This window comes from Clostridium cibarium (assembly GCF_014836335.1).
Classification (GTDB): domain Bacteria; phylum Bacillota; class Clostridia; order Clostridiales; family Clostridiaceae; genus Clostridium; species Clostridium cibarium.
Genome location: NZ_JACSRA010000002.1, coordinates 187,965 through 213,157 on the forward strand (window position 1 = coordinate 187,965; position 25,193 = coordinate 213,157).

21 protein-coding genes are annotated in these 25,193 nt (G+C 30.4%); 6 read left to right on the plus strand and 15 right to left on the minus strand.

The window, feature by feature from the left end:
- Positions 1-178: 178 nt before the first annotated feature.
- The 3 genes from H9661_RS02175 to H9661_RS02180 all read right to left on the minus strand — a co-directional run bounded on the left by H9661_RS02175 (position 179) and on the right by H9661_RS02180 (position 7,724).
- Positions 179-2,707 carry a dockerin type I domain-containing protein gene (locus H9661_RS02175; protein WP_191767598.1) on the minus strand — a complete coding sequence of 843 codons (2,529 nt, stop codon included), beginning with the start codon at positions 2,705-2,707 and terminating at the stop codon, positions 179-181.
- A 477-nt stretch (positions 2,708-3,184) separates the two neighbouring features.
- Complete coding sequence (locus H9661_RS19815; protein WP_279232031.1) at positions 3,185-3,319, minus strand: CPC_1213 family protein; 135 nt, start codon at positions 3,317-3,319, stop codon at positions 3,185-3,187.
- Between the two features lie 112 nt (positions 3,320-3,431).
- The gene (locus H9661_RS02180) at positions 3,432-7,724 is read right to left on the minus strand and encodes a 2-hydroxyacyl-CoA dehydratase (RefSeq protein WP_191767599.1); all 4,293 of its coding nucleotides are present in this window, start codon (positions 7,722-7,724) and stop codon (positions 3,432-3,434) included.
- Between the two features lie 202 nt (positions 7,725-7,926).
- Between H9661_RS02180 and H9661_RS02185 the strand changes: the two genes are divergently transcribed.
- Positions 7,927-8,280, plus strand: coding sequence for a tetratricopeptide repeat protein (locus H9661_RS02185; RefSeq protein ID WP_143314615.1), 354 nt, complete (start codon positions 7,927-7,929; stop codon positions 8,278-8,280).
- A 10-nt stretch (positions 8,281-8,290) separates the two neighbouring features.
- Here the strand turns inward: H9661_RS02185 and H9661_RS19475 are convergent, their stop codons facing one another.
- From H9661_RS19475 to H9661_RS02200, 3 genes are read right to left on the minus strand one after another with little or no spacing between them, the layout of a single operon-like run.
- Positions 8,291-9,355 carry a transglutaminase domain-containing protein gene (locus tag H9661_RS19475; protein ID WP_243129505.1) on the minus strand — a complete coding sequence of 355 codons (1,065 nt, stop codon included), beginning with the start codon at positions 9,353-9,355 and terminating at the stop codon, positions 8,291-8,293.
- A gap of 12 nt (positions 9,356-9,367) precedes the next feature.
- Positions 9,368-10,006: a recombination regulator RecX gene (recX, locus tag H9661_RS02195; protein ID WP_143314616.1), complete on the minus strand. Its 639-nt coding sequence runs from the start codon at positions 10,004-10,006 to the stop codon at positions 9,368-9,370.
- 7 nt (positions 10,007-10,013) lie between these two features.
- A complete protein-coding gene (locus H9661_RS02200) occupies positions 10,014-11,261 on the minus strand; it encodes a M16 family metallopeptidase (protein WP_191767600.1) in 1,248 nt (415 codons plus the stop codon).
- Between the two features lie 167 nt (positions 11,262-11,428).
- Here H9661_RS02200 and H9661_RS02205 point away from each other — a divergent pair, with 167 nt between their 5' ends.
- Together H9661_RS02205 and H9661_RS02210 are read left to right on the plus strand one after the other, a co-directional pair.
- Complete coding sequence (locus tag H9661_RS02205) at positions 11,429-12,100, plus strand: response regulator transcription factor (RefSeq protein WP_143314618.1); 672 nt, start codon at positions 11,429-11,431, stop codon at positions 12,098-12,100.
- A gap of 2 nt (positions 12,101-12,102) precedes the next feature.
- The gene (locus tag H9661_RS02210) at positions 12,103-13,608 is read left to right on the plus strand and encodes a HAMP domain-containing sensor histidine kinase (RefSeq protein WP_143314619.1); all 1,506 of its coding nucleotides are present in this window, start codon (positions 12,103-12,105) and stop codon (positions 13,606-13,608) included.
- 58 nt (positions 13,609-13,666) lie between these two features.
- Here H9661_RS02210 and ymfI read toward each other — a convergent pair whose 3' ends face one another.
- Both ymfI and H9661_RS02220 read right to left on the minus strand, forming a co-directional pair.
- The gene (gene ymfI / locus H9661_RS02215; protein ID WP_143314620.1) at positions 13,667-14,407 is read right to left on the minus strand and encodes an elongation factor P 5-aminopentanone reductase; all 741 of its coding nucleotides are present in this window, start codon (positions 14,405-14,407) and stop codon (positions 13,667-13,669) included.
- A gap of 16 nt (positions 14,408-14,423) precedes the next feature.
- Entirely contained in the window at positions 14,424-15,359 is a 936-nt protein-coding gene (locus H9661_RS02220; protein ID WP_143314621.1) for a dipeptidase, read from the minus strand.
- 152 nt (positions 15,360-15,511) lie between these two features.
- Here H9661_RS02220 and H9661_RS02225 point away from each other — a divergent pair, with 152 nt between their 5' ends.
- Positions 15,512-16,150 carry an MBL fold metallo-hydrolase gene (locus H9661_RS02225; protein WP_185966683.1) on the plus strand — a complete coding sequence of 213 codons (639 nt, stop codon included), beginning with the start codon at positions 15,512-15,514 and terminating at the stop codon, positions 16,148-16,150.
- A 68-nt stretch (positions 16,151-16,218) separates the two neighbouring features.
- Here H9661_RS02225 and H9661_RS02230 read toward each other — a convergent pair whose 3' ends face one another.
- Positions 16,219-17,451: a serine hydroxymethyltransferase gene (locus tag H9661_RS02230; RefSeq protein ID WP_143314623.1), complete on the minus strand. Its 1,233-nt coding sequence runs from the start codon at positions 17,449-17,451 to the stop codon at positions 16,219-16,221.
- A gap of 133 nt (positions 17,452-17,584) precedes the next feature.
- Here H9661_RS02230 and H9661_RS02235 point away from each other — a divergent pair, with 133 nt between their 5' ends.
- Together H9661_RS02235 and H9661_RS02240 are read left to right on the plus strand one after the other, a co-directional pair.
- On the plus strand, positions 17,585-18,361 hold the full coding sequence (locus H9661_RS02235; RefSeq protein WP_143314624.1) for a threonine/serine exporter family protein: 777 nt from the start codon (positions 17,585-17,587) through the stop codon (positions 18,359-18,361).
- Entirely contained in the window at positions 18,358-18,795 is a 438-nt protein-coding gene (locus tag H9661_RS02240; RefSeq protein ID WP_143314625.1) for a threonine/serine exporter family protein, read from the plus strand. The genes H9661_RS02235 and H9661_RS02240 overlap by 4 nt, the downstream gene beginning before the upstream one ends.
- A gap of 31 nt (positions 18,796-18,826) precedes the next feature.
- On the opposite strand, the gene H9661_RS02245 is transcribed toward H9661_RS02240, so the two are convergent.
- From H9661_RS02245 to H9661_RS02270, 6 genes are all read right to left on the minus strand, one after another.
- Positions 18,827-19,090, minus strand: coding sequence for a hypothetical protein (locus tag H9661_RS02245; RefSeq protein WP_143314626.1), 264 nt, complete (start codon positions 19,088-19,090; stop codon positions 18,827-18,829).
- A gap of 12 nt (positions 19,091-19,102) precedes the next feature.
- Positions 19,103-20,350, minus strand: coding sequence for a Y-family DNA polymerase (locus H9661_RS02250; RefSeq protein ID WP_191767601.1), 1,248 nt, complete (start codon positions 20,348-20,350; stop codon positions 19,103-19,105).
- Positions 20,351-20,467: 117 nt separating this feature from the next.
- Positions 20,468-20,734 carry a metal-sensitive transcriptional regulator gene (locus H9661_RS02255; RefSeq protein ID WP_143314628.1) on the minus strand — a complete coding sequence of 89 codons (267 nt, stop codon included), beginning with the start codon at positions 20,732-20,734 and terminating at the stop codon, positions 20,468-20,470.
- A gap of 159 nt (positions 20,735-20,893) precedes the next feature.
- The gene (locus H9661_RS02260; protein ID WP_143314629.1) at positions 20,894-22,273 is read right to left on the minus strand and encodes a radical SAM/SPASM domain-containing protein; all 1,380 of its coding nucleotides are present in this window, start codon (positions 22,271-22,273) and stop codon (positions 20,894-20,896) included.
- A 126-nt stretch (positions 22,274-22,399) separates the two neighbouring features.
- Entirely contained in the window at positions 22,400-23,587 is a 1,188-nt protein-coding gene (locus H9661_RS02265) for an LL-diaminopimelate aminotransferase (protein ID WP_143314630.1), read from the minus strand.
- Between the two features lies 1 nt (position 23,588).
- Complete coding sequence (locus H9661_RS02270) at positions 23,589-25,187, minus strand: CTP synthase (RefSeq protein ID WP_143314631.1); 1,599 nt, start codon at positions 25,185-25,187, stop codon at positions 23,589-23,591.
- Between the last annotated feature and the right edge of the window lie 6 nt (positions 25,188-25,193).

Below are 25,193 nucleotides of genomic sequence, written 5' to 3' on the forward strand. Positions count from 1 at the left end.
ACTATATTATTTAAAACCTTTATATCTTCCATTCCATATTATTACACTACTTTTTCCTCTATTTCTACACTATTTCCTATATTGCCCTTTTATCTTCGCGGAATAGATATTTTCCGTAATAATTAGATTAAGACTAACTTTCGTCATTTTACGAAATATTTAATTGATTCAATTGCTCTTATAGCAAGTCAAATAATTCAAATAAATCAGCTACATCTATTGTTCCATCTTTGTTTACATCTGCATTTCTAGTATTTATAGAACCTGCATCTTTTCCAAGAATATATCTTTTCAATGCTATTACATCTGACATAGATAATTCACCATCTCCATCTACGTCACCTCTTAGTTCTTTACTTATATCCCCATAAATAGCACCTAACCCATTAGTAGCTATATAAACTCTTCCATAAATCCTTGGATCTCCTGTAATGTCTGAATTTGCAACTCCATATTGATGATTATCATCATTTATTCTTGTCCAAGTTTCACCTTCATCATCTGATCTAAAAATTCCACGAATACCATTTATTTTTGCATTGCTGTAAAGTGCCATATAATCTTTTCCTTCAGCAGCTTTACCAAATCCAATGGTTTCTGCAGCTTCAACTCCAAGTACCTTTGTGAAACTATTTCCAGAATCTTTTGAGTGCCATAAGCCATTACCACTACCTGCAATCCATACTTCTCCTTCCATTCCTGGAACAGCTTTGAACTTACCATCTTTAGGTAATCCTGTTGCGGCTGTTTTAGCAAATGTCGCTCCAGCATCAGTACTTACATAAAACTCTCCATTTACAAATCCATAGAATTTCTTTGGATTTACACGATCTGATGCTACTTTAGCTCCATCAGGCAAGCCACTAGTTTCAATCCATGAACTCCCATTACTTGTTGAATAATAAGCTTTTTTAGTTCCAGATCCACTTGGGCTCCAAACCACTACCGTTGCATCTGCTGCTGCTGCAACAGTTCCACCAGCTTCTTCACTAATTCCAGGGATATCTTGTCCTGAGAACCAATTATGTCCTCCATCATAAGAGAATGCACAACCTTTTGTAGTACTCTTTTTATCCTTAGAAACATTTCCTGATCTTACTACAAAGTTTGCCTTTGTTTCAGCATAATCTATGCTACATGTATTAAAGTTTGGTGTATTCATCATTGTCTTTGGAACTGTTGTTAAGTCATCATGAACAAAGCCGCTTACATCTCCCATACCAGTAATTAAATGCGCTGTTCCTGATGAAGGACTTGCCAATGCTAGTACATTTTCTTCTTCAATACCTGTTGCTTTTACATCTATATCAATCTTTTCTCCTTTATCCCAATTAGTAAGATTATCACTACCATAAAGTGTAGCCCCAGTACCATACATCATCCTATCAGAATTAAATGGGTCTATAGATACCCCGCCAGTCATCCATCCAAGCTTTGGATTTATTTCTGGTACTTGTGGAACAGTTCCCCAATCTAACCATGGTGCTTTTGAAATATCTTGCTTATAATAAAGTTTACGAGTTGGATATCCATCAAACTCCCATATTGGTTTCCAAGTTTCTCCTCCATCTGTACTACGAAACATCTTAGTATCAGGCCACCATGAGTTCATACTAGCAACTACTAATGTTTCTGGATTTTGGGAATCTACTGCTAATCCGCCATAACCAAAATAATCATCATCACTACTTGAAGGTACTGGGCTTATATTTTTCCATTCGCCATTCTTAGTATTATATCTCCATACATCTCCTCTAGTTCCATCATAAGGTCCACAATCATTACTATATGTAATATAAAGATTTCCATCTGATGATAAAACTCCATGATATGGCAAGAATGCTCTTGGCTTTTTTTGCTTTGTCTTTTCATCCATAGCTATCCAGCTTGGTTGATTTGATAATGTAGGTTGTCCTTCTACCGCGTTCCATGTCTTTCCGCCATCTGTACTCTTATAAATACTTTGTTTTGTATCTGCTACACCTACATATATAGTTTGAGTAGTATTTCCTTTAGTTCCTGTAGTTGGATCAAATGTAACCCATACTACCCCTATTTGGTCATTACAATTTGGATCACGATAATCACCAACATTTTCAAATGACTCTACTCTATTCCATGTAACACCATAGTCTTCACTCTTCCACAGACCATTACCATTACGAGCACCAAGATAAAGTATTCTATTATTATTAGGATCTATTACTAATCTCTCCCCCATTGAACGTCCTGGCATATTTCCACCTATTTTAAATGGCAAATCTGTCTTCTCCCAAGTATCCCCTTTGTCTGTAGATCTTAAAATTGCACCATTTCCTGCCCAATCATTAGTATATGTTCCTGAAGCTATATATACTCTATTTGTCTCAACAGGATCTGTAGCTAAGCTTTCACAGCCAAGTAAATTCCAATTATCATAACCTATCCAGTCTGACAACCCAATCCATGAACTAGTTTTCGAATCCCATCTATATGCTCCGCCAATATCTGTTCGTGTATATATTAAATCTTTTTCACTTTGGTTAAATATAATAGCTGGTATATAACCGCCACCCGCTCCAGTATTCACCTTATTCCATGTATAAGGCGTATTATAATTTGGTACAGGATTTTCAGAAGGTCCTGTACTTATAGCTAATGCATTAGTTGTAGATACCATTGACCCCACTACTAGAGATGCAATTAGCGTACACAGTTTTTTATTCATCATTTTTCCCCCTCTAAACTGTTTTTTTTAATCTTCTCACATTTATTGTATATTTTTCTACATTTTTTCATGAAATGTATTATAAAAATCGTCAATCCCTCTTAAAATTAAATAGATTATTTATATTGACAATTTACGATGGAATATTTCTTCTTTAAGATATTCACACAAAAATGAATATTTGTTCTTTTGTGAATATTCAAAATTTTTACCAAAATCATCTTATATGCACATTTTCTCACAACGCATTCCTATTTTCTACCATTTTTCACGAAATATCTCTACCTTGTCGTCAACTATGTTTACAATAAAAATAAACGTTTACGATTAAAATTTCGACTTTTATGATATCGGTTACAAGTTGGCATGAAATTTGTTTTCATTTTATTTTTTTATTAATCCATGTAAAAAATAGTAAAAAAATAAACATAAATATAAAGAAATTTATATTTATGTTTTATAAACTTATAAATTATCTCAAATTTTAAAATCACTAGGATCATTATCTCTAGCTTTAGGTTCCCCAAAAACTGATTTAACACTTTCTGCTTGTGGATTATGTTTTAACTTTTTCTTTCTTATTTTATAACTTTCATCCATTTTGTTACTCATAGACATCACCTCCATAATATAATGTCCACTTACACTCTTTTTATTCTTAAACCTACAAGAAAAAAAGATGAAATTATTTCAAATAATAATTTCATCTTTTTTAATTTAACTTTTAGTTTTCACTAATAACAATTCCATCATGAGTTACACTAGCTTCTCTATTAGCTGGAAGTTCAATAATCTTTTCATCTACCTTTTTAAAGGCAACTGATAACATTAGTTTAATTCTATTAAGCTGATTTACTGCTGATGCCCCTGGATCATAATCAACTGCAACTATATTTGCAGTTGGATATTTTGCTTTCAATGCCTTAATCATACCTTTACCAGTTACATGATTTGGTAAACAAGCAAAAGGTTGCATGCATATTATATTATCTGCTCCACTTTCAATAAGCTCAATCATTTCAGCCGTTAAGAACCAACCTTCACCAGTTTGATTTCCAAGTGAAAGTATTGGCGATGCCATCTTACCAAGTTCAACTATATGTTTTGGTGCATGGAATCTCTCAGATGCATCCAATACCTTTTTCATAGTTTTTCTGTAACTCTCCATATAACTAATAGCAAACATATAAATATTTCTATTCAATCTACTAGCACCTAAGTTTTTAAATTTGAACTCTTCATCATATGCTGAATAGAAGAAGAAATCCATCAAGTCAGGCATTACCGCTTCTGCTCCTTCTGCTTCAATAATATTAACTACATCATTGTTTGCTGTTGGATGGAATTTGACTAATATTTCTCCAACTAAACCTACTCTAGGCTTAACTATATCTAAACATTCAAGATTATCAAACTCTTCAACAATCTTCTTCATATTAGCGTTAAATTCCCTCTTACTTCCATTTTGGACGTTAGCCTTAGCTATTTTATTCCACTTTTCATGAAGAGCATTAGCTGAACCTTTCACCTTTTCATATGGCCTAGTTCTATAAAGTACTCTCATAAATAAATCTCCATAAATAAGAGCCATAAGAGCTCTTTGAACAAGCTTCAACGTTATCTTAAATCCAGGTTGTTTCTCAAGACCAACAGTATTAAATGAAAGTATTGGAATTTGTTCAAATCCAGCTTCTTTAAGTGCCTTCTTTAAGAACCCTACATAATTTGTAGCTCTACACCCTCCACCTGTTTGTGTTATTATTACAGAGGTATTATTCAAATCATATTTTCCTGACTTTAATCCGTGAATAATTTGACCTACCACTATTATAGAAGGATAACAAGCATCATTATTTACATACTTTAATCCCTCTTCAACAGCTTCAGTATCTATTGATGGAAGAACTTCAAGATTGTAACCACAAGATCTCACAGCTGCTTCTATAATATCAAAATGAATTGGAGACATTTGTGGAGCTAAAATAGTATGAGTTTTCTTCATCTCTTTTGTGAATACTGGATTCTTATATACTATTTCTTCTACATGTGGCTCATAACCATTTCTTTCTCTTTCTTCCATAGCAGCTTTTAATGATCTAATCCTTATTTTTGCTGCTCCTAAATTGTTACCTTCATCAATTTTTAAACATGTATAAATTTTCCCTCTTGATGCTAGCAATTCAGCTACTTGATCAGTTGTAACAGCATCAAGCCCACATCCAAATGAGTTAAGTTGTATAAGTTCTAAGCAGTCATTCTTAGAAACAAAATTTGCTGCTCTATATAATCTTGAATGATACATCCATTGATCAACTACCCTTAATGGATTATCTAATTCTCCTAAATAAGCTATGCTGTCTTCTGTTAATACTGCCATATCAAAAGAAGTAATTATATCTGGTATACCATGATGTATTTCTGGATCTACATGATATGGTCTACCTGCTAGTACTATACCTTTTTTCCCAGTTTTCTTTAAATATTTAATTACTTCTCTTCCTTTTTCTCTTAAATCTTTATCAAAATTATCTCTTTCAATATAAGCTTCATTTACTGCTTTTCTAGCTTCATCCTTAGACACATTAAAATCTTTAAATTCTTCTACAATTCTTGCAGCTAAGCCATCTTTGTCTTCTAATGATAAGAATGGTTCCATAAACTTAATATCATTATCTTTTATTATATCCATATTATTCTTTATTACTTCTGGATATGAAGTAACCATTGGACAATTATAATGATTATTGGCATCATTAAACTCTTTTCTTTCATAAGGAATACATGGATAAAATATTGTTTTTATTCCTCTATTTATAAGAGACATAATATGTCCATGGGAAATCTTAGCTGGATAACATGCTGATTCTGATGGTATCGTCTCTATACCAAGCTCATAAACCTTTTTACTTGAAATAGGTGATAGTTCAACTCTAAAGCCAAGATTTGTAAGCAAAGTAAACCAGAATGGGTAATTTTCATACATATTTAACACCCTTGGAATACCTATTATCCCTCTTTTCGCTTCTTCCTTCTTTAATGGAATATAATTAAACGTCCTTTTTAACTTATATTTAAAAAGATTAGGGACTTCTTCCTTAGTTCTTTCTATTCCTAAACCTCTTTCACATCTATTTCCTGATATAAATTCTTCATCTGTAGAGAATCTATTTATTGTCAATAAGCAGTTATTTCCACAAAGTCCACATCTTCTAAAATCAGCTTTCATTGTAAAACTATCTATCTTCTCTCTACTTAGCAAACTAGACTTATTCCCTTCAACATATCTCTCCTTAGAAATTATAGCTGCACCAAAAGCCCCCATAATACCTGCTATGTCTGGCCTTATAACTTCTCTTCCTGAAATAATTTCAAAACTTCTAAGTACTGCATCATTGTAGAAAGTACCACCTTGCACTATTATTTTCTTACCCATTTCCTTTTCATCTCTTATTTTTATAACCTTAAACAGAGCATTCTTAATAACTGAGTAAGATAATCCAGCAGAAATATCTGAAACTTGAGCCCCTTCTTTCTGAGCTTGTTTAACTCTAGAGTTCATAAACACTGTACATCTTGAACCCAAGTCTACTGGAGCTTTTGATGTTACTGCCGCTTTAGCGAAATCCTCAACTTTCATATTTAAAGACTTTCCAAAACTCTCTATAAACGATCCACACCCTGATGAACATGCTTCATTTAACAAAATGGAATCTATTACTCCATCTTTTATTCTTAAGCATTTCATATCTTGTCCACCAATATCTAAAATAAAATCTACTCCAGGTAAGAAATAATCTGATGCTTTATAGTGAGCAATAGTTTCAATTTCTCCAATATCTACATGTAACGCCGATTTTATTAAAGCTTCCCCATATCCTGTAACAGTAGAATTTACTATTTCCACTTCTTCATCTAATTTAGAATATAAATCCTTTAGAACCTCTATGACTTTATTTAATGGATTTCCTCCATTACTTCCATAATAATTATAAATTATTTCACCTTTATCATTTATCAATACAACTTTAGTGGTTGTAGAACCTGCATCAATCCCTAAGAAGGCTTTTCCTCTATATGTTTCTATATCCCCCCTTTTAGCTTTTGCTTTACTATGTCTTTCAGTAAAAACTCTATACTCTTCTTCATTTTGAAATAGAGGATTAAGTCGTTCTACACCTTCATCACTTATGTCTATAATTTTTTTAACTTTTGAAACAAGATTTTTTAATTCTATTTCTTTTGATTTTCTCGATAATAGTGCTGCTCCATATGCAACAAATAATTGTGAATTTTCAGGGAATACTATTTCATCCTCTGTAAGTTGTAAAGTTTCTATAAATCTTTGTCTAAGTTCCGATAAGAAAAATAAAGGCCCTCCTAGAAATGCCACCTTTCCTCTTATTGGTTTTCCACAAGCAAGTCCACTTATTGTTTGATTTACTACTGCTTGTAATATAGATGCTGCAATATCTTCTGTTTTTGCTCCCTCATTTATTAAAGGTTGTACATCTGTTTTTGCAAAAACTCCACATCTAGATGCTATTGGATATATAACTTTATAATTTTTAGCCAAATCATTAAGTCCTGAAGCATCTGTATTTAAAAGCGCTGCCATTTGATCTATAAATGCACCTGTACCCCCTGCACACGTACCATTCATTCTTTGCTCTATGCCACCTTTAAAGTATGTAATTTTAGCATCTTCTCCACCAAGTTCAATAGCTACATCTGTTTCTGGAACTAATTCTTCTACCGTTCTAGTACATGCTATTACCTCTTGTTCAAAGTCTACATCCAACCATTTAGAAACAGAAAGGCCTCCTGATCCAGTAACACTTACTGTAACCATAGCCTCTCCCACACTGATATAAGCTTCTTTTATTAATTCTATTATAGTACTTCGTATATCTGAAAAATGTCTCTTATACTGACTGTATACTATATTTTGGTTATAATCTAATACAACAACTTTAACTGTTGTAGACCCAACATCTAATCCTACACTATATCTTTTCATTCATACACCTACTTATATATTTTATGACTACTTATATTATAACGTTTCTTTCATGTTTTTCAAGTTTCACATTATATTTTAAGAATGATTTAAACTTTCCACAAACAGTAATAACATATGTTTTTCATGTATATAATATAACAGCTATGTCTATAATCATAAGGAATAAATTTCTATTTTGAATAATATTTAAGGAGGGCATATGAGCTTTTTTAATGAAGGTAATAAACTCTACAATACACAAGACTATAAAAGGGCTATTGATTGCTATAAAAAAGCTATCAAAACAAAAGATAATGAAGCTTGTTCATATTACAATTCTGGAGTTTGCTTCATTAAATTGAGAGAATACGATAATGCAATAACTATGATAAAAAAAGCTCTTCAATTACATAAAGAGAGCAAGTATTACTTTAATCTTGGATATTGCTATGCTATGAAAGAAGATACTAATAAGGCTCTAATCAATTTTAATATTGCATGGGCACTTAATAATGAAGATACAGATTGTGAAAAAGCCATAAAGCTTATTACTTCTCGTATAGTAAAAAAATAGGAGAGTTCTACTAGAACTCTCCTGCTACATTTTTAGTCTTATATTCTTTATTAAAATTCACACTATCAAAATAGTTTCCTGCTGGATAAAAAGTAGAATCCGCATTAATCCATTTACCTTCTTCTCTAATATAAACTTGATTCCATGAATGACTTATATATTGGGTACCATTAAATGCCTCTCCTATTATGATTCTACTCTTAAGCCCAACTGCCTTTGCCATAGCTGTATAAAGACATGCATAATCAAAGCATATTCCCTTTCTATCCCTAAAAGCAGGTATTGCTCCACTTTCATACTTAGTTGTAGTTTGACTCATAACTTTATCAGCTTTTAAATCATCATATACTATATTACTTCCAACCCAATTATAAATGCTCTTTGCTTTTTCTCTATCCCCATCATCTCTTTTTGTAATTTCCATTGCCATATTATCTATTTCACTATTTGACTCGATTCCTTTATCTATTGTAACTCCATTATAATAATATACTTTATTGTTGGAAACACTTTCTAATATCCCATTTGAAATATTTTCTATTTTACTCTCATCAATTATTCTCTCTAGCTTATTATATGCTGCCAAATTATCAAGCACATTTATTCGTCTACTATTTGGTACAATACTATTATATACTAACAAGGAAATGCATAGTAAGACTATAACTACCATACCCCTTATAGCTCCAAATATACTTGAAAATACAACTAGAAAAGTTTTACTTATATTAAGTTTCTTTATTGCATTATTTAAAGATAGAGAATTTATTAATTTAAGAACAGCCTCTATTAGAAATTTTATTATTACAAAGACTGCTATTAATACTAAAATTCGAACTATTCCACTATTTACTATACTACCAGAAAAATATTTATTTAAAATATTACTTGTTTCTAAACTTAGCCTTTCATATGAACCAATAATAACAAAAAAAGCTATTATTGTTGAACATCCTGATAGAATAGGTTCTATTGCTTCTCCTAAATCATCACTATGTAAAACTCTACTTATTGTAGCAATTATGGAGATTATTATTATTCCTAAACATAAAATCATTTGAATATCAAAATTCATATATCTTCTCCTTTAATTTATATCCTCCATATGACACACTTCTTGAACCACTTCTTTAGCTATTGAATACTTATATCCTTTTCCCACCAAAAATCTACATAACTTATTCCATAACTTATATTTATCATTTTCTCGTTTTATAAGCACTAAATATTTCTTTGTTGCTAACTCTACAGCTATATTTCGCTCTTCATCCATATCAATAGAATTTAGTTCCTCTTCAATCAAATCACTATCTATCCCTTTTCTTAACAATGCATACTTTATTTTTTCCCTACCTTGACTTTTAAGCCTATCTTTTATGTACATTTTCATATAAGATTCATCATTTATAAAATTATATTCTTTAAGAAATCCTAATACTTTTATTATCTCTTCTGAATCATATCCCTTTTCCCTTAACTTTTCCTTAATTTCTTTTTCTGTCTTATAACTTCTCTCAATTATTCTAAGTGCAGTTTCTTTACATTTTAGTAAATTTTCATTTTTAGATAAGTTATGGAGTTTTTCTTCATCAACTTCTAAATTTACTTTTAAACCTTCCCTATAAACAAGTTCTGCATTTACTGCAAAAGCATATCTATCATCTAAATATATGTTTACCCTATCTTTATTCCTCTTTTGAGTTTCTATCCTTGTTATTTTAGCCATACTTTAATTACTCCTTAGAAGATTTTAAAACATGTATTGTCGGTTCCTTTAAAACAAGTTTTGATACTTCATATATTTTCTCCTTATTTAGTTTGTTCAACTCATCCATATCTTTAACAAATTCAAATATATCCTCATCTTCAAGTTCTTGATGAAGTATATAATTACATAATTCTGATGAATCTTCCAAAGTTGATATAACTGCTGTTTTATGAACCTTCTTCATTATATCCAAATCTCTATCACCAATTACTACCTCACCCTTAACTATGCCATTTAATGTTTCATCTATTGCCTTAATTGTTTCATTAACGTCTTCATCTGAAACTGCTGTATATATATATAGTGTTTTTATATACTTTGTCATATCTAGCTGGGTATATATATCATATGCTAATCCTCGTTTTTCTCTAATTTCTCTAAATAATAACGAATTAGAACTTTCACCCAGCCTATGATTTAATATTCTTAGAGGTAATTCATATTCCTTGTCTAAATCATAAAATGTATACAAATATACTATTGTACTTTGTTCCATATCATTTTTATAATTTATTATTTTAACATTTGCATTTTTTTCTTGATCTACTATTGGCTCCTTTACCTCTTCCCCCTGCCAAGATGCAAACTTTTCTTCTATTAGCTTTTTTGCTTCTTCGTGTTCCATTGAAGAAACTACAGTTATTAAACTATTCTTTGGGCTATAATATTTACTATAAAACTTAACAATATCTTCTCTTCTAAAATTCTTAACTTTTTCTTCTATACCAGTAACATCATATTTCAAAGGACTTGTCTTAAATGCTACCTCATTTACTTTTTTAAAACTCAAATCCTCTACATCATCTTTACTCGTTCTTATTTCTGCTAGTATTACTCCTCTTTCTTTTTCAATTTCTTCCTCTAAAAAATTTGATGAAGCAATCATATCTCCAAGAAGTTCTATACCATTTTTTAATTCTTCACTTAAACAACTTATTGTATAAACAGTAGAATTATATTCAGTATATGCATTATATTCCCCACCTAACGATTCCAGCTGATAATTCAACTCTTCATTATTTCTATTTTTTGTTCCTTTAAAAATCATGTGTTCAATAAAATGACTTATACCTTTTTCATCCAAAGTTTCATTTATAGCTCCCACTTTTATTCCTATGTTAATTGAAGCAATATGTGTATCTTTTTTTATAGTTAAGATTTTTAATCCATTTTCCAAAATATGTCTCTTTACATCGAAATTTAATTTCACCATTCAAAATCTCCTTTTTATATAGCAACTTTAAATATAATCCTTTTTTAACTACTTTACAATAATATTATTATATTCTTCTATTTTATATCTTGCTACTTTTATATATAATAATATTAAGTACCCCTTAAATTTGAAATTTAATTTTACCTAGAAAGGGAGAGATTATTATGAAAAAATCTATACTTATAGTTGAAGATGAATTTAGAATAAGATTTTTAATTAGAGATTACTTTTTAAAAGAAGGATTCACAATTTATGAAGCTGAAAATGGAGAAGCTGCTTTAAATATATTTAAAGAAAATAAAATTGACCTTATAATTCTAGATATAATGATGCCTGTTATGGATGGGTTAACTCTTCTTGAAAAAATTCGTGAGGTTTCTACTCTTCCAGTTATACTTCTGACTGCTAAAGATCAAGAAGAGGATAAACTTCAAGGCTATGATATCGGTGCTGATGATTATGTTACAAAGCCTTTCAGCCCCAAAGTACTAGTTGCTAAAGTTAAAGCACTCTTAAAAAGAACTAGAGAAGATATAGACTCAAGTTCTCAAGACTATAACGGACTTGTAATCAATAAGCTTTCAAGAGAAGTTAAGATAAATGATATTCCATTATCACTATCCCCAAAAGAATATGAATTATTAGTATATTTAACTGATAATGAATCAATAGCCTTATCTAGAGATCATATTCTAGATAGTGTTTGGGGAATTGATTATTATGGTGATATCAGAACTGTAGATACTAATGTAAAAAGATTAAGAGAAAAACTTGGTGACAAATCTAATTATATTGTAACTGTTAGAGGTAGTGGCTATAAATTTGAGGTGCATTAATAATGAAGCATAAATTATCACATAAACTATTCTTTATTACTCTAGGCCTATTGGTAACATTAATGGCTACAACTTTAATTTTTCAAATATTCTTCTTTCAAGGATTCTATGAAAGAAGAAAAAAAAATATTTTAACTCAAGAAATCAATAAGTTTAAAAGTATTTATTCCTATAATTTAGATGATGATAACGTAGTATCTAGAGCAATGAAATCCTTTGAAGAAAATACAAATTCTAAAATTGCTATATTTTCTTCAAATGGTGATATAAAATATCTTGCTGATAAATATAATAACGATTCTTATGATGTTAATGTACTAAAAGCATTTTATAGTTACGCAGTAACTGATCACGATTTACTACGCAAAATATTATCTATAGATAATACTCAAATTATATATTATGATGATAAATTTTCCGGAGATAAAAAAATAGGTGGCGTCTCTGCAATGTCCATAAATTCACCGAATGATTCTCTGATAGTATCTGTAACATCTATTCAGCCTATAAAAGAAGCTTCTGATGCTATGAGTGATTTTTATATATATATTTTTATAGGATTTGCAGTTATTTCAATTTTTCTATCATCACTTTACTCAAATCTTATTTCAAAACCTCTTATTAAAATAAATAATGTGGCTCTAAAAATGAGTAAAATGAATTTTGATGAAAAATGTACAGTTAACAGAGAAGATGAAATAGGCAGTCTTGCAAACACTCTAAATTTTCTTTCCACAAATCTTGATGGTGCTTTAAAAAATCTTCAAGAGAAAAACAAGAAACTGAAAGAGGACATTGAGAAAGAACGTAGCCTAGAGCTTATGAGAAAAGACTTTATAGCTTCTGTTAGCCATGAGCTTAAAACTCCTATAGGAATAATTGAAGGTTATGCCGAAGGTATAAAGGACGGCATAGTATCTGGTGAAGATTCTCTTATTTATCTTGAAACTATAATTGATGAATCAAAAAAAATGGGTGTTCTAGTTTCTAACATGCTTGAACTTTCAAAATTAGAAGCGGGAGTAATTAAACCTAAATTCGAAACATTTAATATAAACAGACTAATAAACAAGGTAATAACTAAGCATTCAGTTAATGCTGAAGAAAATGGATTAAAAATAGTTTTCAATGAAAACACACAATATTCCTATGTCTCTGCAGATTCTTTCCAAATGGAGCAGGTATTAACTAATGTAATCACTAATGCTATTAAATATACTCCAAGTGATAATTATATTGTAGTATCTATATCCGAAGAAAAAGATTTATATAAAATTTCAGTTTTAAACAAAGGTGGATATATAGATCCGAAAGAACTTGACAAGCTCTTTAATAAATTCTACAGAGTGGATAAGGCCCGACAAAGAAATACCAATAGTACCGGTCTTGGTTTATCTATAGTTAAAAATCTACTTGAACTACATAATTTAAAATATTCTCTAGAAAATACTGAGGATGGGGTTGAATTTAAATATTATATTCCTAAAATTGAAGAAGAAAATGATTAAAGCTAAAGGATTAATTGAATCTTGTCTTATAATAAGACTTTTTCAATTAATCCTTTTTTTAAATATATGATCCATCTACCTTAATAACTTGCCCTGTAATATAACTCGAATCACTACTGCATAAAAACACTGCAGTTTTTCCTACTTCTTCTGGTAATCCAAATCTTCCTATTGGAATTTCCTCTTCTAGTTCCTTCCTATCTTCTACAGTTAGAAATGCATTCATTTCAGTATCTATAACACCTGGAGCTATTGCATTCACTCTAATATTTGATGGTGCCATCTCCTTAGCTAAGGCTTTTGTAAATAGGTTTATTCCTCCCTTTGATGTTGAATACGTAACTTCACATGACGCCCCAACCTCTCCCCACATTGAAGATATATTAAGAATTACACCACCTTTTCCAATCATATGTGGAATTGCATGTTTTGTTAAATACATAGGGCCTACAAGATTTGTATTTAATAATTCCTCTATTTCATCCTTACTTGCATCCATAAATAATCCTATCTTACTTTTAGCTGCATTATTAATTAATATATCTATTTTCCCAAAATGCCTCAAGGTTTCATCCACTATTTCCTTTGCCCCTTCAAATGTGGATACATCCTTTTTTATCACATATGCAGTTATCCCTATTTTTTTAAGTATATCCATAGTTTCTTTTGCTCCATCATCATCTTTAGAATAATTTATAGCAATAGAAGCTCCTTCTTTTCCAAGTTCTATAGCTATTGCCCTGCCTATTCCTCTCGAGGACCCTGTAATGATAGCTACTTTACCTAATAATTTACTCATCTTTTCATCCTTTTCCCTATCTTAAAGTTTCTTTAAATAATCTTAATGCATTTTTATAATATATTTTTTCTATTTCTTCATTTTTAAATCCCTCGTTTTTAAGAGCTATCTCTAATTTATTAAACTCAGATGCATCCTTTATTTCAACTTCATTCTCTATTCCGTCGAAATCACTTCCTAGAGATATAACATCTATACCTCCAACATTTCTAATATGCTTAATATGTCTAACCATATCTTCTATTAATGATATCTGACTTTTTCCTATAAATTTGGAGCAAAAATTAATTCCTAAAACTCCACCCTTATCTGCTAACAATTTAATCATTTCATCAGTTAAATTTCTTGAATGGAGTGTCTGTTTTCTGCTATTAGAATGAGTTACTATAAACGGTTTTTTACAAACTTTTATTAAATCATAAAACCCAGCATCCGATAGATGTGAGGCATCTGGAAGAATACCTAGCCTCTCCATCTCTAATACCATCTGCATTCCAAATTTCGTTAAGCCTTTATCTTTATACCTAAATCCATCATTTGGATACCCAAAAGAGTTCTTATAATTCCAAGTAAGTGTTACAAATCTTATTCCCTTTTTATAAACCTTCTCTACATTTTCAATATGTTTCCCTAAAGCTTCTCCTTCTTCAATAGATAAAAATGCTCCTATCTTCCCTTTTTTCTCTATTTCATTAAGTTCAGTTAAATTTGTAACTAATTCTATATCCTCTTTATTTTCTTCTAACTCTTCCTTAAATTTATTATACATTACTTCAAATTCACTCATAGTATTATCTATCTTACCTGCATCTATGAAAAATGCAAACACTTGAGCCAAACACTGACCCTTTCTCAATTTACCTATATCAACCTTGAAGTTATTCTTTTTCAACCCTTCATGTTCATATAAAATTCTACTGGCTGTATCACAATGTAAATCGATATATTTCATAGCTTCACCTCTATTTTTTATATTATATCCTTATTAAGGTTAATTTCAACCTATTTTTTATCAATAATTAATTTACTTTATTTTACAAATATTGAATTTTATTCATAATAGTGCTATACTAAAAAAAATACTTAAGATAGGTGGTGGGCTTATTGTACAAAATAATTACTATTCCATGTGGTAATGTAAATTGTTATTTAATTGAAGGTAATAATTTTGCCATTTTAATAGATACAGCTAGAGAAAAATATAGAAAACATCTATTAGAAAGACTAGAAAACTATAATATCATACTGATTATTTTAACTCATGGTCATATCGATCATACAGGAAATGCAGCTTTTTTGGCCAAGCATTTCAACGCAAAAATTGCAATGCATTCTGACGATTATAAACTATCTAAAAATAATTCTATTAATAATATCTATTCAAATTCTTTTGTAGGTAGTATTTTAAAAAAAGTTTCTTTATGGAATTTCAAAAAAACATCTATTGAAGAATTTGAACCTGACTTGTTTTTAACTGATGATCAATCTCTTAAGGAATTCGGAATTGACGCAACTATAATTCATATACCTGGTCATACTAAAGGTTCTATCGGAATTCTTATTAATGATAATGAATTAATAGGAGGAGATATCTTTATGAACTTTTTATATCCATCAGAAGCTCTTATAGCAGAGGATATAGATATGCTTCGGAAAAGTATTAAAAAAATTGAATTACTAGACTTAAAATTAGTATACCCTGGCCATGGAAGGGAAATTACTTCTGTAAAAATTAGCTTCTAAAATTTTTATATTATTAAAAAGACTATCACAGAATAAGTATATAATTATTCTGTGATAGTCTTTTACCCTTAGTATAAAGGATGCTTTTCACAAAGCTCTAGAACTTTAGTTCTTAATCCATCTAAGTTTCCATCTTTGTTTTTAATCGCTTCATCTATTATCTCTGCAACTACCTTCATATCATCTTCTTTAAATCCTCTTGTAGTTACAGCTGCTGTACCTATTCTAACTCCAGATGTAACAAATGGACTTCTTGTTTCATTTGGAACTGTATTTTTATTAAGAGTTACACCTATTGAATCAAGTAAATTTTCAGCTTCTTTACCTGTTATATCCTTATTGTTTAGATCAACAAGAATCAAGTGGTTATCTGTTCCTCCTGATACAAGCTTAAATCCTCTTTTAGTTAATTCTTCTCCAAGTGTTTTACAATTCTTAACTACTTGAGTCATATATTCTTTGAAACTTGGATCTAAAGCTTCTTTTAAACAAACGGCTTTTCCTGCAATTACATGCATCAAAGGCCCGCCCTGCATACCTGGAAATATATTTTTATCTAAGTCTTTAGCAAACTTTTCTTTACATATTATTAATCCACCTCTAGGTCCCCTTAATGTCTTATGTGTTGTTGTTGTAACAAAATCAGCATATGGGACTGGTGAAGGATGTACCCCGGCTGCAACAAGTCCAGCTATATGAGCCATATCCACCATAAAGTATGCACCTACTTCATCTGCAATTTCCTTAAACTTTTTAAAATCAATAATCCTAGAATAAGCACTTGCTCCAGCTACTATTAATTTTGGTTTATATTCTAAAGCAAGTTTTCTAACATTTTCATAATCTATTACTTCTGTTTCCTTATCAACTCCATAAGAAACAAAATTGAATAACTTCCCTGAAAAATTAACTGGTGAACCATGAGTTAAATGTCCACCATGGCTTAAATCCATCCCAAGTACTGTGTCTCCTGGATTTAGTATTGTAAAATATACTGCCATATTAGCTTGTGACCCTGAATGAGGCTGAACATTCGCATGTTCTCCGCCAAATAGTTTTTTAGCTCTTTCTCGTGCTATTTCTTCTATTTCATCAACTACATAACATCCACCATAATATCTCTTGCCTGGATATCCTTCAGCATATTTATTAGTTAGATGAGAACCCATAGCTTCCATTACTGCCTCGCTAGTAAAGTTTTCTGATGCTATTAATTCTATTCCATTTTGCTGCCTTTTCAATTCTTTTTCCATTAATCCATAGATTTCTTCATCTATCTTTGATACATTATCAAAATTCATTTATGCCACCCCAATTACTCTTTTTAATCAATTATACGGTTAATTACTACAATTATCAACTAGTTTTTATATAATAATTTATTTACTTATGCTATAATACATAAGTAATTTATTTATAGTCTAGGAGGTCTTTATGGATTTGAATAAACTCCTAAAGGTTGCTACATTTGCTGGAAAGATAATGCTCGAAAGTGGTGCAGAAACCTATAGAGTAGAAGAAACCATTTGCAGAATTTGCTTATCATTTGGTGTAGAAACGGCAGATAGTTTTGTTACTCCAACTGGCATAATGGTTTCTATTTCTGACAATAACGAAACATTGTCGTTAATTAAAAGAGTAACTTCAAGGGGGGTTGATCTTAACAAAATAGATAAAGTTAATGATTTATCTAGATTACTTCAAGATAACAAAAATAATACTGGCATCGAAGACTTTTATGAGTCCCTTTTAATAGTTAACAAAGGAGATAGATATTCCGTACTAACTACTTTAATATTTTCTTCTATTGCTGCTGGTGCATTTTCTTATCTTTTTGGCGGCGATATAAAAGATTTAATCTCAGCTACATTTGTAGGGCTAATAATTAAGATAATAACTAATTATTTCGAAAAGTTAGCTATTAACGAATTTTTTATTAACTCAATAGGTGGAGGAATATCTGCTCTTCTCGCTATCATATTATTTACACTTGGAGTAGCTAGTCATATAGATAAAACAATAATAGGTGCTATAATGCTTTTAGTACCTGGATTAGCTATCACAAATGCCATTAGAGACACTATAGCAGGTGATTACTTAGCAGGAATAACAAAAGCTTCCGAAGCATTTTTAATAGCTATTTCAATTGCCGTAGGTACTGGTGCAGTACTTAGTTTTTGGATTAACACCTTAGGAGGTTCTATTATATGATTATAGAAACTTTAACTGCAATCATTGCCTCAATAGGTTTTGGAATTATTTTTAATATTAAAGGAAAAAAACTTCTCTTTGCTTCCTTAGGCGGAGGCTTAAGCTGGTTCTTTTATTCTTTAGGATTAGAACTTGGATTTTCAGATATATTTTCCTTATTTATATCATCTATTTGTTTTAGTATTTATTCAGAGATTTTCGCTAGGCTTCTAAAGACTCCCGTTACCACTTTGGTAATATGTTGTCTTATACCTCTTGTTCCAGGGGCTGGCATGTATAACACTATGTATGAAGTCATTACTGGAAATATTACAAGAGCATTAGAACTTGCTATAAATACATTATCTAGTGCAGGAACTTTAGTCTTAGGAATTATTTTTGTATCTACAATAACTAGACAATTAAAAGTAATCAAAAAAATAAAGAGAAAGTAATGGCCTTATCTAAAATAGACTTACTTTCTCTTTAAATTTTAAATAGCAACCACTTACAAGTATTTATTTCATACTTTAACTGAAAAATCTTCTCGACTCCATTTATAATACCAGTACAAGTAAATATATGCATAGGGTTTCCAGCCAATCTTTCATTTTCTCTTTTCACAACTTTCTCTATTTTAACTATTATAAAAACTTCACTATCCTCTTCTATTCTAAATTTTATTGGATTAACCTTACCACATTTCTCAAACCAAGCTACCATTTCTATAGGTTTTGCTACTACTTTCATTCCAAAAACCTCCTATAAAACACTACCCATAAAAGGATAATCTACTTCTCCATTTCCACTTATTAAAGGATTTAATCCTGAATTAATGAAAGTCGACCTCAAAACCGAATTATTTCCAAACCTTTTTCTTATATCGTCCATAACTTCATCTAGTTTCCTACTTTTATCAATATCTTTTTCTTCAAATAATGATCCTTGATAAAAATCTTTATCACAAAAATCTGAAACCCTTACTCCAAGTTGTCTTATGCCCTCCCCTTTCCAACAATAATCAAAAGCACATTTTATTTCTTTATATATTATTTTAGTACAGTCTGTAGGAATATTAAGTTTTCTTTGATGTGAATAAGTTTTAAATTCTTTATTCTTAATAGATACAGAAACCAAATTACATATATTTTTACTATTTCTAAGTCTCATAGCCACATTTTCAGTAAGTGATAACAATATTTTATATGCATCTTCCTTATTATCAACATCATAGGAAATTGTAGTAGAATTTCCTATACCTTTGATCTCTAGATAATTTTTATCTCTAACTTCTGATCTATCTATTCCGTTTGCATATTCATAAATTACTCTTCCATGGCTTTTAAATACATTTGTAAGTATTTCGAAATCATAATTTGCTAAATCTCCAATTGTATATATATTAAGTTTCTTTAACTTCAAAGCAGTTTGCTTACCTACCATAAATAAATCCTCCACTGGAAGAGGCCACATCTTTTTTTTAATTTCTGAAGGGAATAATGTATGGATTCTATCTGGTTTTTGAAAATCTGATGCCATTTTCGCAAGCAATTTGTTATTTGATATACCTATGTTAACAGTAAATCCAAGTTCATCTTTAATTCTTTCACTTATCTCTTTTGCCTTTTCATAATAATTATTCTTTGCATGGGTAACATCCAAAAAGCACTCATCCACCGAATATCTCTGTATTTTAGGAGAATACTCTTTTAAAAGTTTAACCATTCCATCACTACATCTTATATACAATTCATAATTCGGCTTATAAACTTTAAGTTCTGGACACTTTCCCATTGCTTTAAATAAAGGCTCTCCTGTATTTATTTTATACTTTTTAGCCAAAATTGACTTAGCTAATACTATTCCATGCCTGTTACTTATATCTCCACCAACTACAGATGGTATATTTCTTATATCTATCTCTTCACCTTTTTGAATTTTACTTACAGCAGTCCAGCTTAAATATGCCGAATTAACGTCAATATGGAAGATTATTTTATCACTATCCATAATTGCACATGCCTCCCTATAATTATATATCTATATAAATTATATAGAACACATGTTCTGTTGTAAAGTAAAAAATAAAAGTAAGTATATAATTCTTACTTTTACTAACAATATAGATTACTTAATAAATGTATTAATTGTTTTCATTAGTTCTTTTAACTCTTCTTCATTTTCCTTATTATCCTCTGTTGAAAGACAGTTGCAAGCATAATTTTCTATCATAATAGATCCAACCTTATTAATAGCTGATCTTATAGCTGATATTTGTACCAATACATCTTTGCAACAAATATCATTTTCCACCATCTTTTGAATTCCTTTTACCTGACCTTCAATTCTCTTTAATCTATTTAATATATCTTTATTTTTGTCAGCTTCATCCATAAATACACCTCCTAAATACCCATAGGGGTATATTTATAGTTTACCCTAAAAAAAGAAATTATAAAAGTTCTATTTATAAAAGAACTTTCTCATTAGAATTACTTCTTTAATTGAGATAGTTCTTTTATCTATAAATCCAATTATTTAAATTATTGCACTTTATCCTTTAGCAAACTCATCATTGCCTTTAGAATGAAAATCTTTTTCCCATGCTTCATCTGCATATGTCTTAAAATCATCTGATAGCTTATTTAGTTTTTCTTGGAATTCCTTATCATTAAGCATAGCTTCAGCACTTTTATCAGTTGGATGAGCCTTTACCTTCTTTGCTACTTCTCTTATTACATTAGGATTATCAATCATCATACATGGCCTTAACATATTCTTATTATATGGTTGTCTTACTCTTAATTCTTTAAATAACTCTCCTCTAAATACATCTATTAATTTTTTGTTTTTTACATTATCTGCTGCTATATGTGCAAATATACAAGGTTCTACATCTCCGCTTGAATTAATATGACAATAATACTTACCTGCTATACACCCACCAACATATGGAGCATCATTGAAGAAATCTATAGCAAAATAAGGTTTAGTCATCCTTATGTTCCTTACTCTTCTCCCAAGCTCAATCCTTTGCTCAGGCTTTAACATATTTTCTATGTTAGGTTTTTCACCAACTGGCATATAAATAAAATACCAACTCATTCTTGAGCCCTTTTCAATTAACATATCTATGAACCTCTCAGACGAAACAGTATCTATATTGTGAGTTGTAGTTGCTGATGACACTCCAAACGGAATACCTCTAGTTTTTAAAAGATCCATTCCATTCATAACTTTATTAAATACCCCTTTACCTCTTCTATCGTCTGTTTCTTTTTCAAATCCTTCTAAAGAAAACATAGGCATAACATTACCTAGTTTAGATAGTTTATCCGCTATATCATCATTAAACAAGGTTCCATTTGTAAATGGTGTAAACATAACATCATTATATTTTTCATAAATTTTATACATATAGTCAACAAAAAAAGGTTCTCCTCCTAATATGACCATATAATGTATTCCTAAGTCTCGTGCTTCTCCAACTATCTTATCAACCTCTTCAAAGGATAGTCCTTGATCTTTAGGATAATCTGCAGCATAACATCCCGAACATCTTAAATTGCACCTCATAGAAGGACTAAGTAAAATTACAAATGGAATTTTTGTATTCTCTTCATCCAACCACTTTTGCCTTTTTTCAACACCATTCCAAATAGCATTAGCAAGGAAATTTTTAAAAAACTTTTGAAGGCAATTAGAATTAGTATTTGCTAATATATCTTGTATCTCATCTTTTACAGTTGGAATCTCATTGTAATAATCCTCTATGTTTTCTACCGCCATCTTACTATAGTTATCCTTGGCTAGCTTCTTTGCTACCGAAAATATCTTATCTACGTTTTTCTGTGGGTTTTTCTCCAAAACTCTGCATACTTGTCCTATTATTGCTTCTCTACTACCTTTTTTTATCCCTTCTATTATACCCATAGTAATTTCCCTCCATTCTGTTTATAATATGAAGTCATTTTCTATACTATGTATATTCCAATTTATCTTAAATAAACCTTATAAATAAAAAAAGGTTGGAAAACTTCAAGTTTTCCAACCTTTTACTTAGTTAAATTTCAACTTTTTTAATCTTTCTGCTGCTTCAATAACATTTTCCTTTAAAGCAAAACAACTAAGACGGAAATATCCTTCTCCATTTTTTCCAAATCCAACCCCTGGAGTACCTACTATATTAGCTTTCTCTAATAATAAATCAAAGAAATCCCAAGATGACATATTATTTGGACACTTTAACCATATATATGGAGAGTTTTCTCCTCCAATATAGGTAATTCCAAGCTCTTTTAAAGTTTCTCCAAGTATATTTGCATTATTTTTATATATGTCTATTACTTCCTTACACTTTGCTCTACCTTCCTTGGTAAATACTCCAGCAGCTGCCTTTTGTACTACATAAGGAACTCCATTAAACTTTGTAGTTTGTCTTCTAAGCCAAAGTTTATTTAATTGAACATCTTCACATCTTAAATCCATAGGTACAATTGTATACCCACATCTTAATCCTGTAAATCCAGCTGTCTTTGATAAAGAACATATTTCTATAGCACATTCTTTAGCTCCTGGAATTTCATAAATACTATGTGGTATTTCATCATTTCCTATAAATGATTCATAAGCTGCATCAAATAAAATTACTGCATTCATTTCCTTTGCATATTCTACCCATTTAGTTAGTTGGTCTCTATTATATACAGCTCCGGTAGGATTATTCGGCGAACAAATATAAATAAGATCAGCCTTAACATTATAATCAGGTAAAGCTAAGAAATTATTATCTATGTTACTATCCATATAAATAATCTTTCTTCCACCCATAACATTTGTATCTACATATGCAGGATAAACTGGATCAGGTATTAATACTACATTATCTTGTGCAAAAATATCTAGTATATTTCCTAAATCACTCTTAGCTCCATCACTTACAAAGATTTCATTTACATCTAAATCAACTGAAAACTCTTTATAGTAGTCTTGAAGCACTTCTCTTAAAAATGCATAGCCTTGTTCTGGTCCGTATCCTTTAAAAGTTTCTATAGAAGCCATATCTTTAACGCCCGACTCTAGCCCCGCAATTACAGGTGCACTTAAAGGAAGTACGACATCCCCAATCCCTAATGATATTACCTTTTTATCTGGATTATCTTCTTTAAACTTATTGACCTTTTGAGCAATGTTTGAAAATAGGTAACTATCTTCTAGCTCTAAAAAATTCTTATTAATTTTTAACATCTTAATCCTCCTTTGCAGCTTTTACTAATCCTACAAATAATGGATGTGGCCTATTTGGACGAGATAAGAACTCTGGATGATATTGAACTCCTACAAAGAATTTATGATCTTTAAGTTCTACCGCCTCAACAAGTCTTCCATCTGGTGAAATTCCACTTAGTGTTAAGCCATTTTCTATGTATTGTTGTCTATATTCATTATTGAACTCAAATCTATGTCTATGTCTTTCTTGAATAAGTTCTTCACCATAAAGTTCAAATAATCTACTATTTTTATCTACCTTACAAGGGTATGCACCTAAACGCATTGTTCCTCCTTTAGATTTAACACCAACTTGGTTGTTCATTAAATCTATTACTGGATAATTCGATATCTCATCAAACTCTCTAGAATTTGCATGCTTGAATCCTAAAACATTACGTCCATATTCTATAACTGCAACTTGCATTCCTAAACAAATTCCAAGGAAAGGTAAGTTGTTTTCTCTAGCATATTTAACAGCTTCTATCTTACCTTCTACACCTCTGTTACCAAATCCACCAGGAACTACTATACCCTTACATTCTTTTAATATATCTTTAACAGTTTCTTTAGTTATTTCTTCACTGTCAATCCATTCAATTGTAACATTCACAGCATTTTCATATCCAGCATGCTTTAAACTTTCAACTACTGATATATAAGCATCATGTAATTGTACATACTTTCCTATTATACCTATCTTTATTTCTTCTTGAGCTTCTTTAATCTTTTCTACTAAAGCTGTCCATTCATCTAGTTTACATTTTGTATCTTTTATACCAAGTTCTCTACAAACAATTTCTGAAAAATTGCTCTTTTCAAGCATTAATGGTGCTTCATAAAGCACTGGCACTGTACTATTTTCAATAACACAATCTCTCTTTACGTTACAGAATAATGCTATTTTATTCTTAATATCCTCTTTTAAAGGTATATCACATCTACAAATGATTATATCTGGATTTATTCCAAGACCTTGCAATTCTTTAACACTGTGTTGTGTTGGCTTAGATTTTAATTCATCCGACCCCATAATATAAGGAACTAATGTAACGTGAATAAATAAACAATTTTCTCTACCAACTTCAAGAGATACCTGTCTTATAGCTTCTAAAAATGGAGTTGATTCTATATCACCAACAGTACCTCCAATTTCAGTTATTATAATATCACTATCTGTAACATCCCCAACTGAATATACTTGATTTTTAATTTCGTTCGTAATGTGAGGAATTACTTGAACTGTTTCACCAAGATAATCTCCTTTTCTTTCCTTATTTAAAACATTCCAATAAACTTTACCTGTAGTTATATTAGAATACTTGTTAAGATTTTCATCTATAAATCTTTCATAATGACCTAGGTCTAAATCTGTTTCTGCTCCATCATCTGTTACAAACACTTCTCCGTGTTGAAAAGGGCTCATAGTTCCTGGGTCAATATTAATGTATGGATCAAATTTTTGAGCTGTTACTTTTAATCCTCTACTTTTTAATAATCTACCCAAAGAAGCTGCCGTTATCCCCTTTCCTAATCCTGATACAACACCGCCAGTTACAAAAATATACTTCTTATTCATAATTAA

What these genes read in the sequence shown, in the direction of transcription:
- H9661_RS02175 (WP_191767598.1), bottom strand. Translation starts at nt 2,707, where the DNA reads ATGAATAAAAAACTGTGTACGCTAATTGCATCTCTAGTAGTGGGGTCA.
- H9661_RS19815 (WP_279232031.1), bottom strand. Translation starts at nt 3,319, where the DNA reads ATGAGTAACAAAATGGATGAAAGTTATAAAATAAGAAAGAAAAAGTTA.
- H9661_RS02180 (WP_191767599.1), bottom strand. Translation starts at nt 7,724, where the DNA reads ATGAAAAGATATAGTGTAGGATTAGATGTTGGGTCTACAACAGTTAAA.
- H9661_RS02185 (WP_143314615.1), top strand. Translation starts at nt 7,927, where the DNA reads ATGAGCTTTTTTAATGAAGGTAATAAACTCTACAATACACAAGACTAT.
- H9661_RS19475 (WP_243129505.1), bottom strand. Translation starts at nt 9,355, where the DNA reads ATGAATTTTGATATTCAAATGATTTTATGTTTAGGAATAATAATAATC.
- recX (WP_143314616.1), bottom strand. Translation starts at nt 10,006, where the DNA reads ATGGCTAAAATAACAAGGATAGAAACTCAAAAGAGGAATAAAGATAGG.
- H9661_RS02200 (WP_191767600.1), bottom strand. Translation starts at nt 11,261, where the DNA reads ATGGTGAAATTAAATTTCGATGTAAAGAGACATATTTTGGAAAATGGA.
- H9661_RS02205 (WP_143314618.1), top strand. Translation starts at nt 11,429, where the DNA reads ATGAAAAAATCTATACTTATAGTTGAAGATGAATTTAGAATAAGATTT.
- H9661_RS02210 (WP_143314619.1), top strand. Translation starts at nt 12,103, where the DNA reads ATGAAGCATAAATTATCACATAAACTATTCTTTATTACTCTAGGCCTA.
- ymfI (WP_143314620.1), bottom strand. Translation starts at nt 14,407, where the DNA reads ATGAGTAAATTATTAGGTAAAGTAGCTATCATTACAGGGTCCTCGAGA.
- H9661_RS02220 (WP_143314621.1), bottom strand. Translation starts at nt 15,359, where the DNA reads ATGAAATATATCGATTTACATTGTGATACAGCCAGTAGAATTTTATAT.
- H9661_RS02230 (WP_143314623.1), bottom strand. Translation starts at nt 17,451, where the DNA reads ATGAATTTTGATAATGTATCAAAGATAGATGAAGAAATCTATGGATTA.
- H9661_RS02235 (WP_143314624.1), top strand. Translation starts at nt 17,585, where the DNA reads ATGGATTTGAATAAACTCCTAAAGGTTGCTACATTTGCTGGAAAGATA.
- H9661_RS02240 (WP_143314625.1), top strand. Translation starts at nt 18,358, where the DNA reads ATGATTATAGAAACTTTAACTGCAATCATTGCCTCAATAGGTTTTGGA.
- H9661_RS02245 (WP_143314626.1), bottom strand. Translation starts at nt 19,090, where the DNA reads ATGAAAGTAGTAGCAAAACCTATAGAAATGGTAGCTTGGTTTGAGAAA.
- H9661_RS02250 (WP_191767601.1), bottom strand. Translation starts at nt 20,350, where the DNA reads ATGGATAGTGATAAAATAATCTTCCATATTGACGTTAATTCGGCATAT.
- H9661_RS02255 (WP_143314628.1), bottom strand. Translation starts at nt 20,734, where the DNA reads ATGGATGAAGCTGACAAAAATAAAGATATATTAAATAGATTAAAGAGA.
- H9661_RS02260 (WP_143314629.1), bottom strand. Translation starts at nt 22,273, where the DNA reads ATGGGTATAATAGAAGGGATAAAAAAAGGTAGTAGAGAAGCAATAATA.
- H9661_RS02265 (WP_143314630.1), bottom strand. Translation starts at nt 23,587, where the DNA reads ATGTTAAAAATTAATAAGAATTTTTTAGAGCTAGAAGATAGTTACCTA.
- H9661_RS02270 (WP_143314631.1), bottom strand. Translation starts at nt 25,187, where the DNA reads ATGAATAAGAAGTATATTTTTGTAACTGGCGGTGTTGTATCAGGATTA.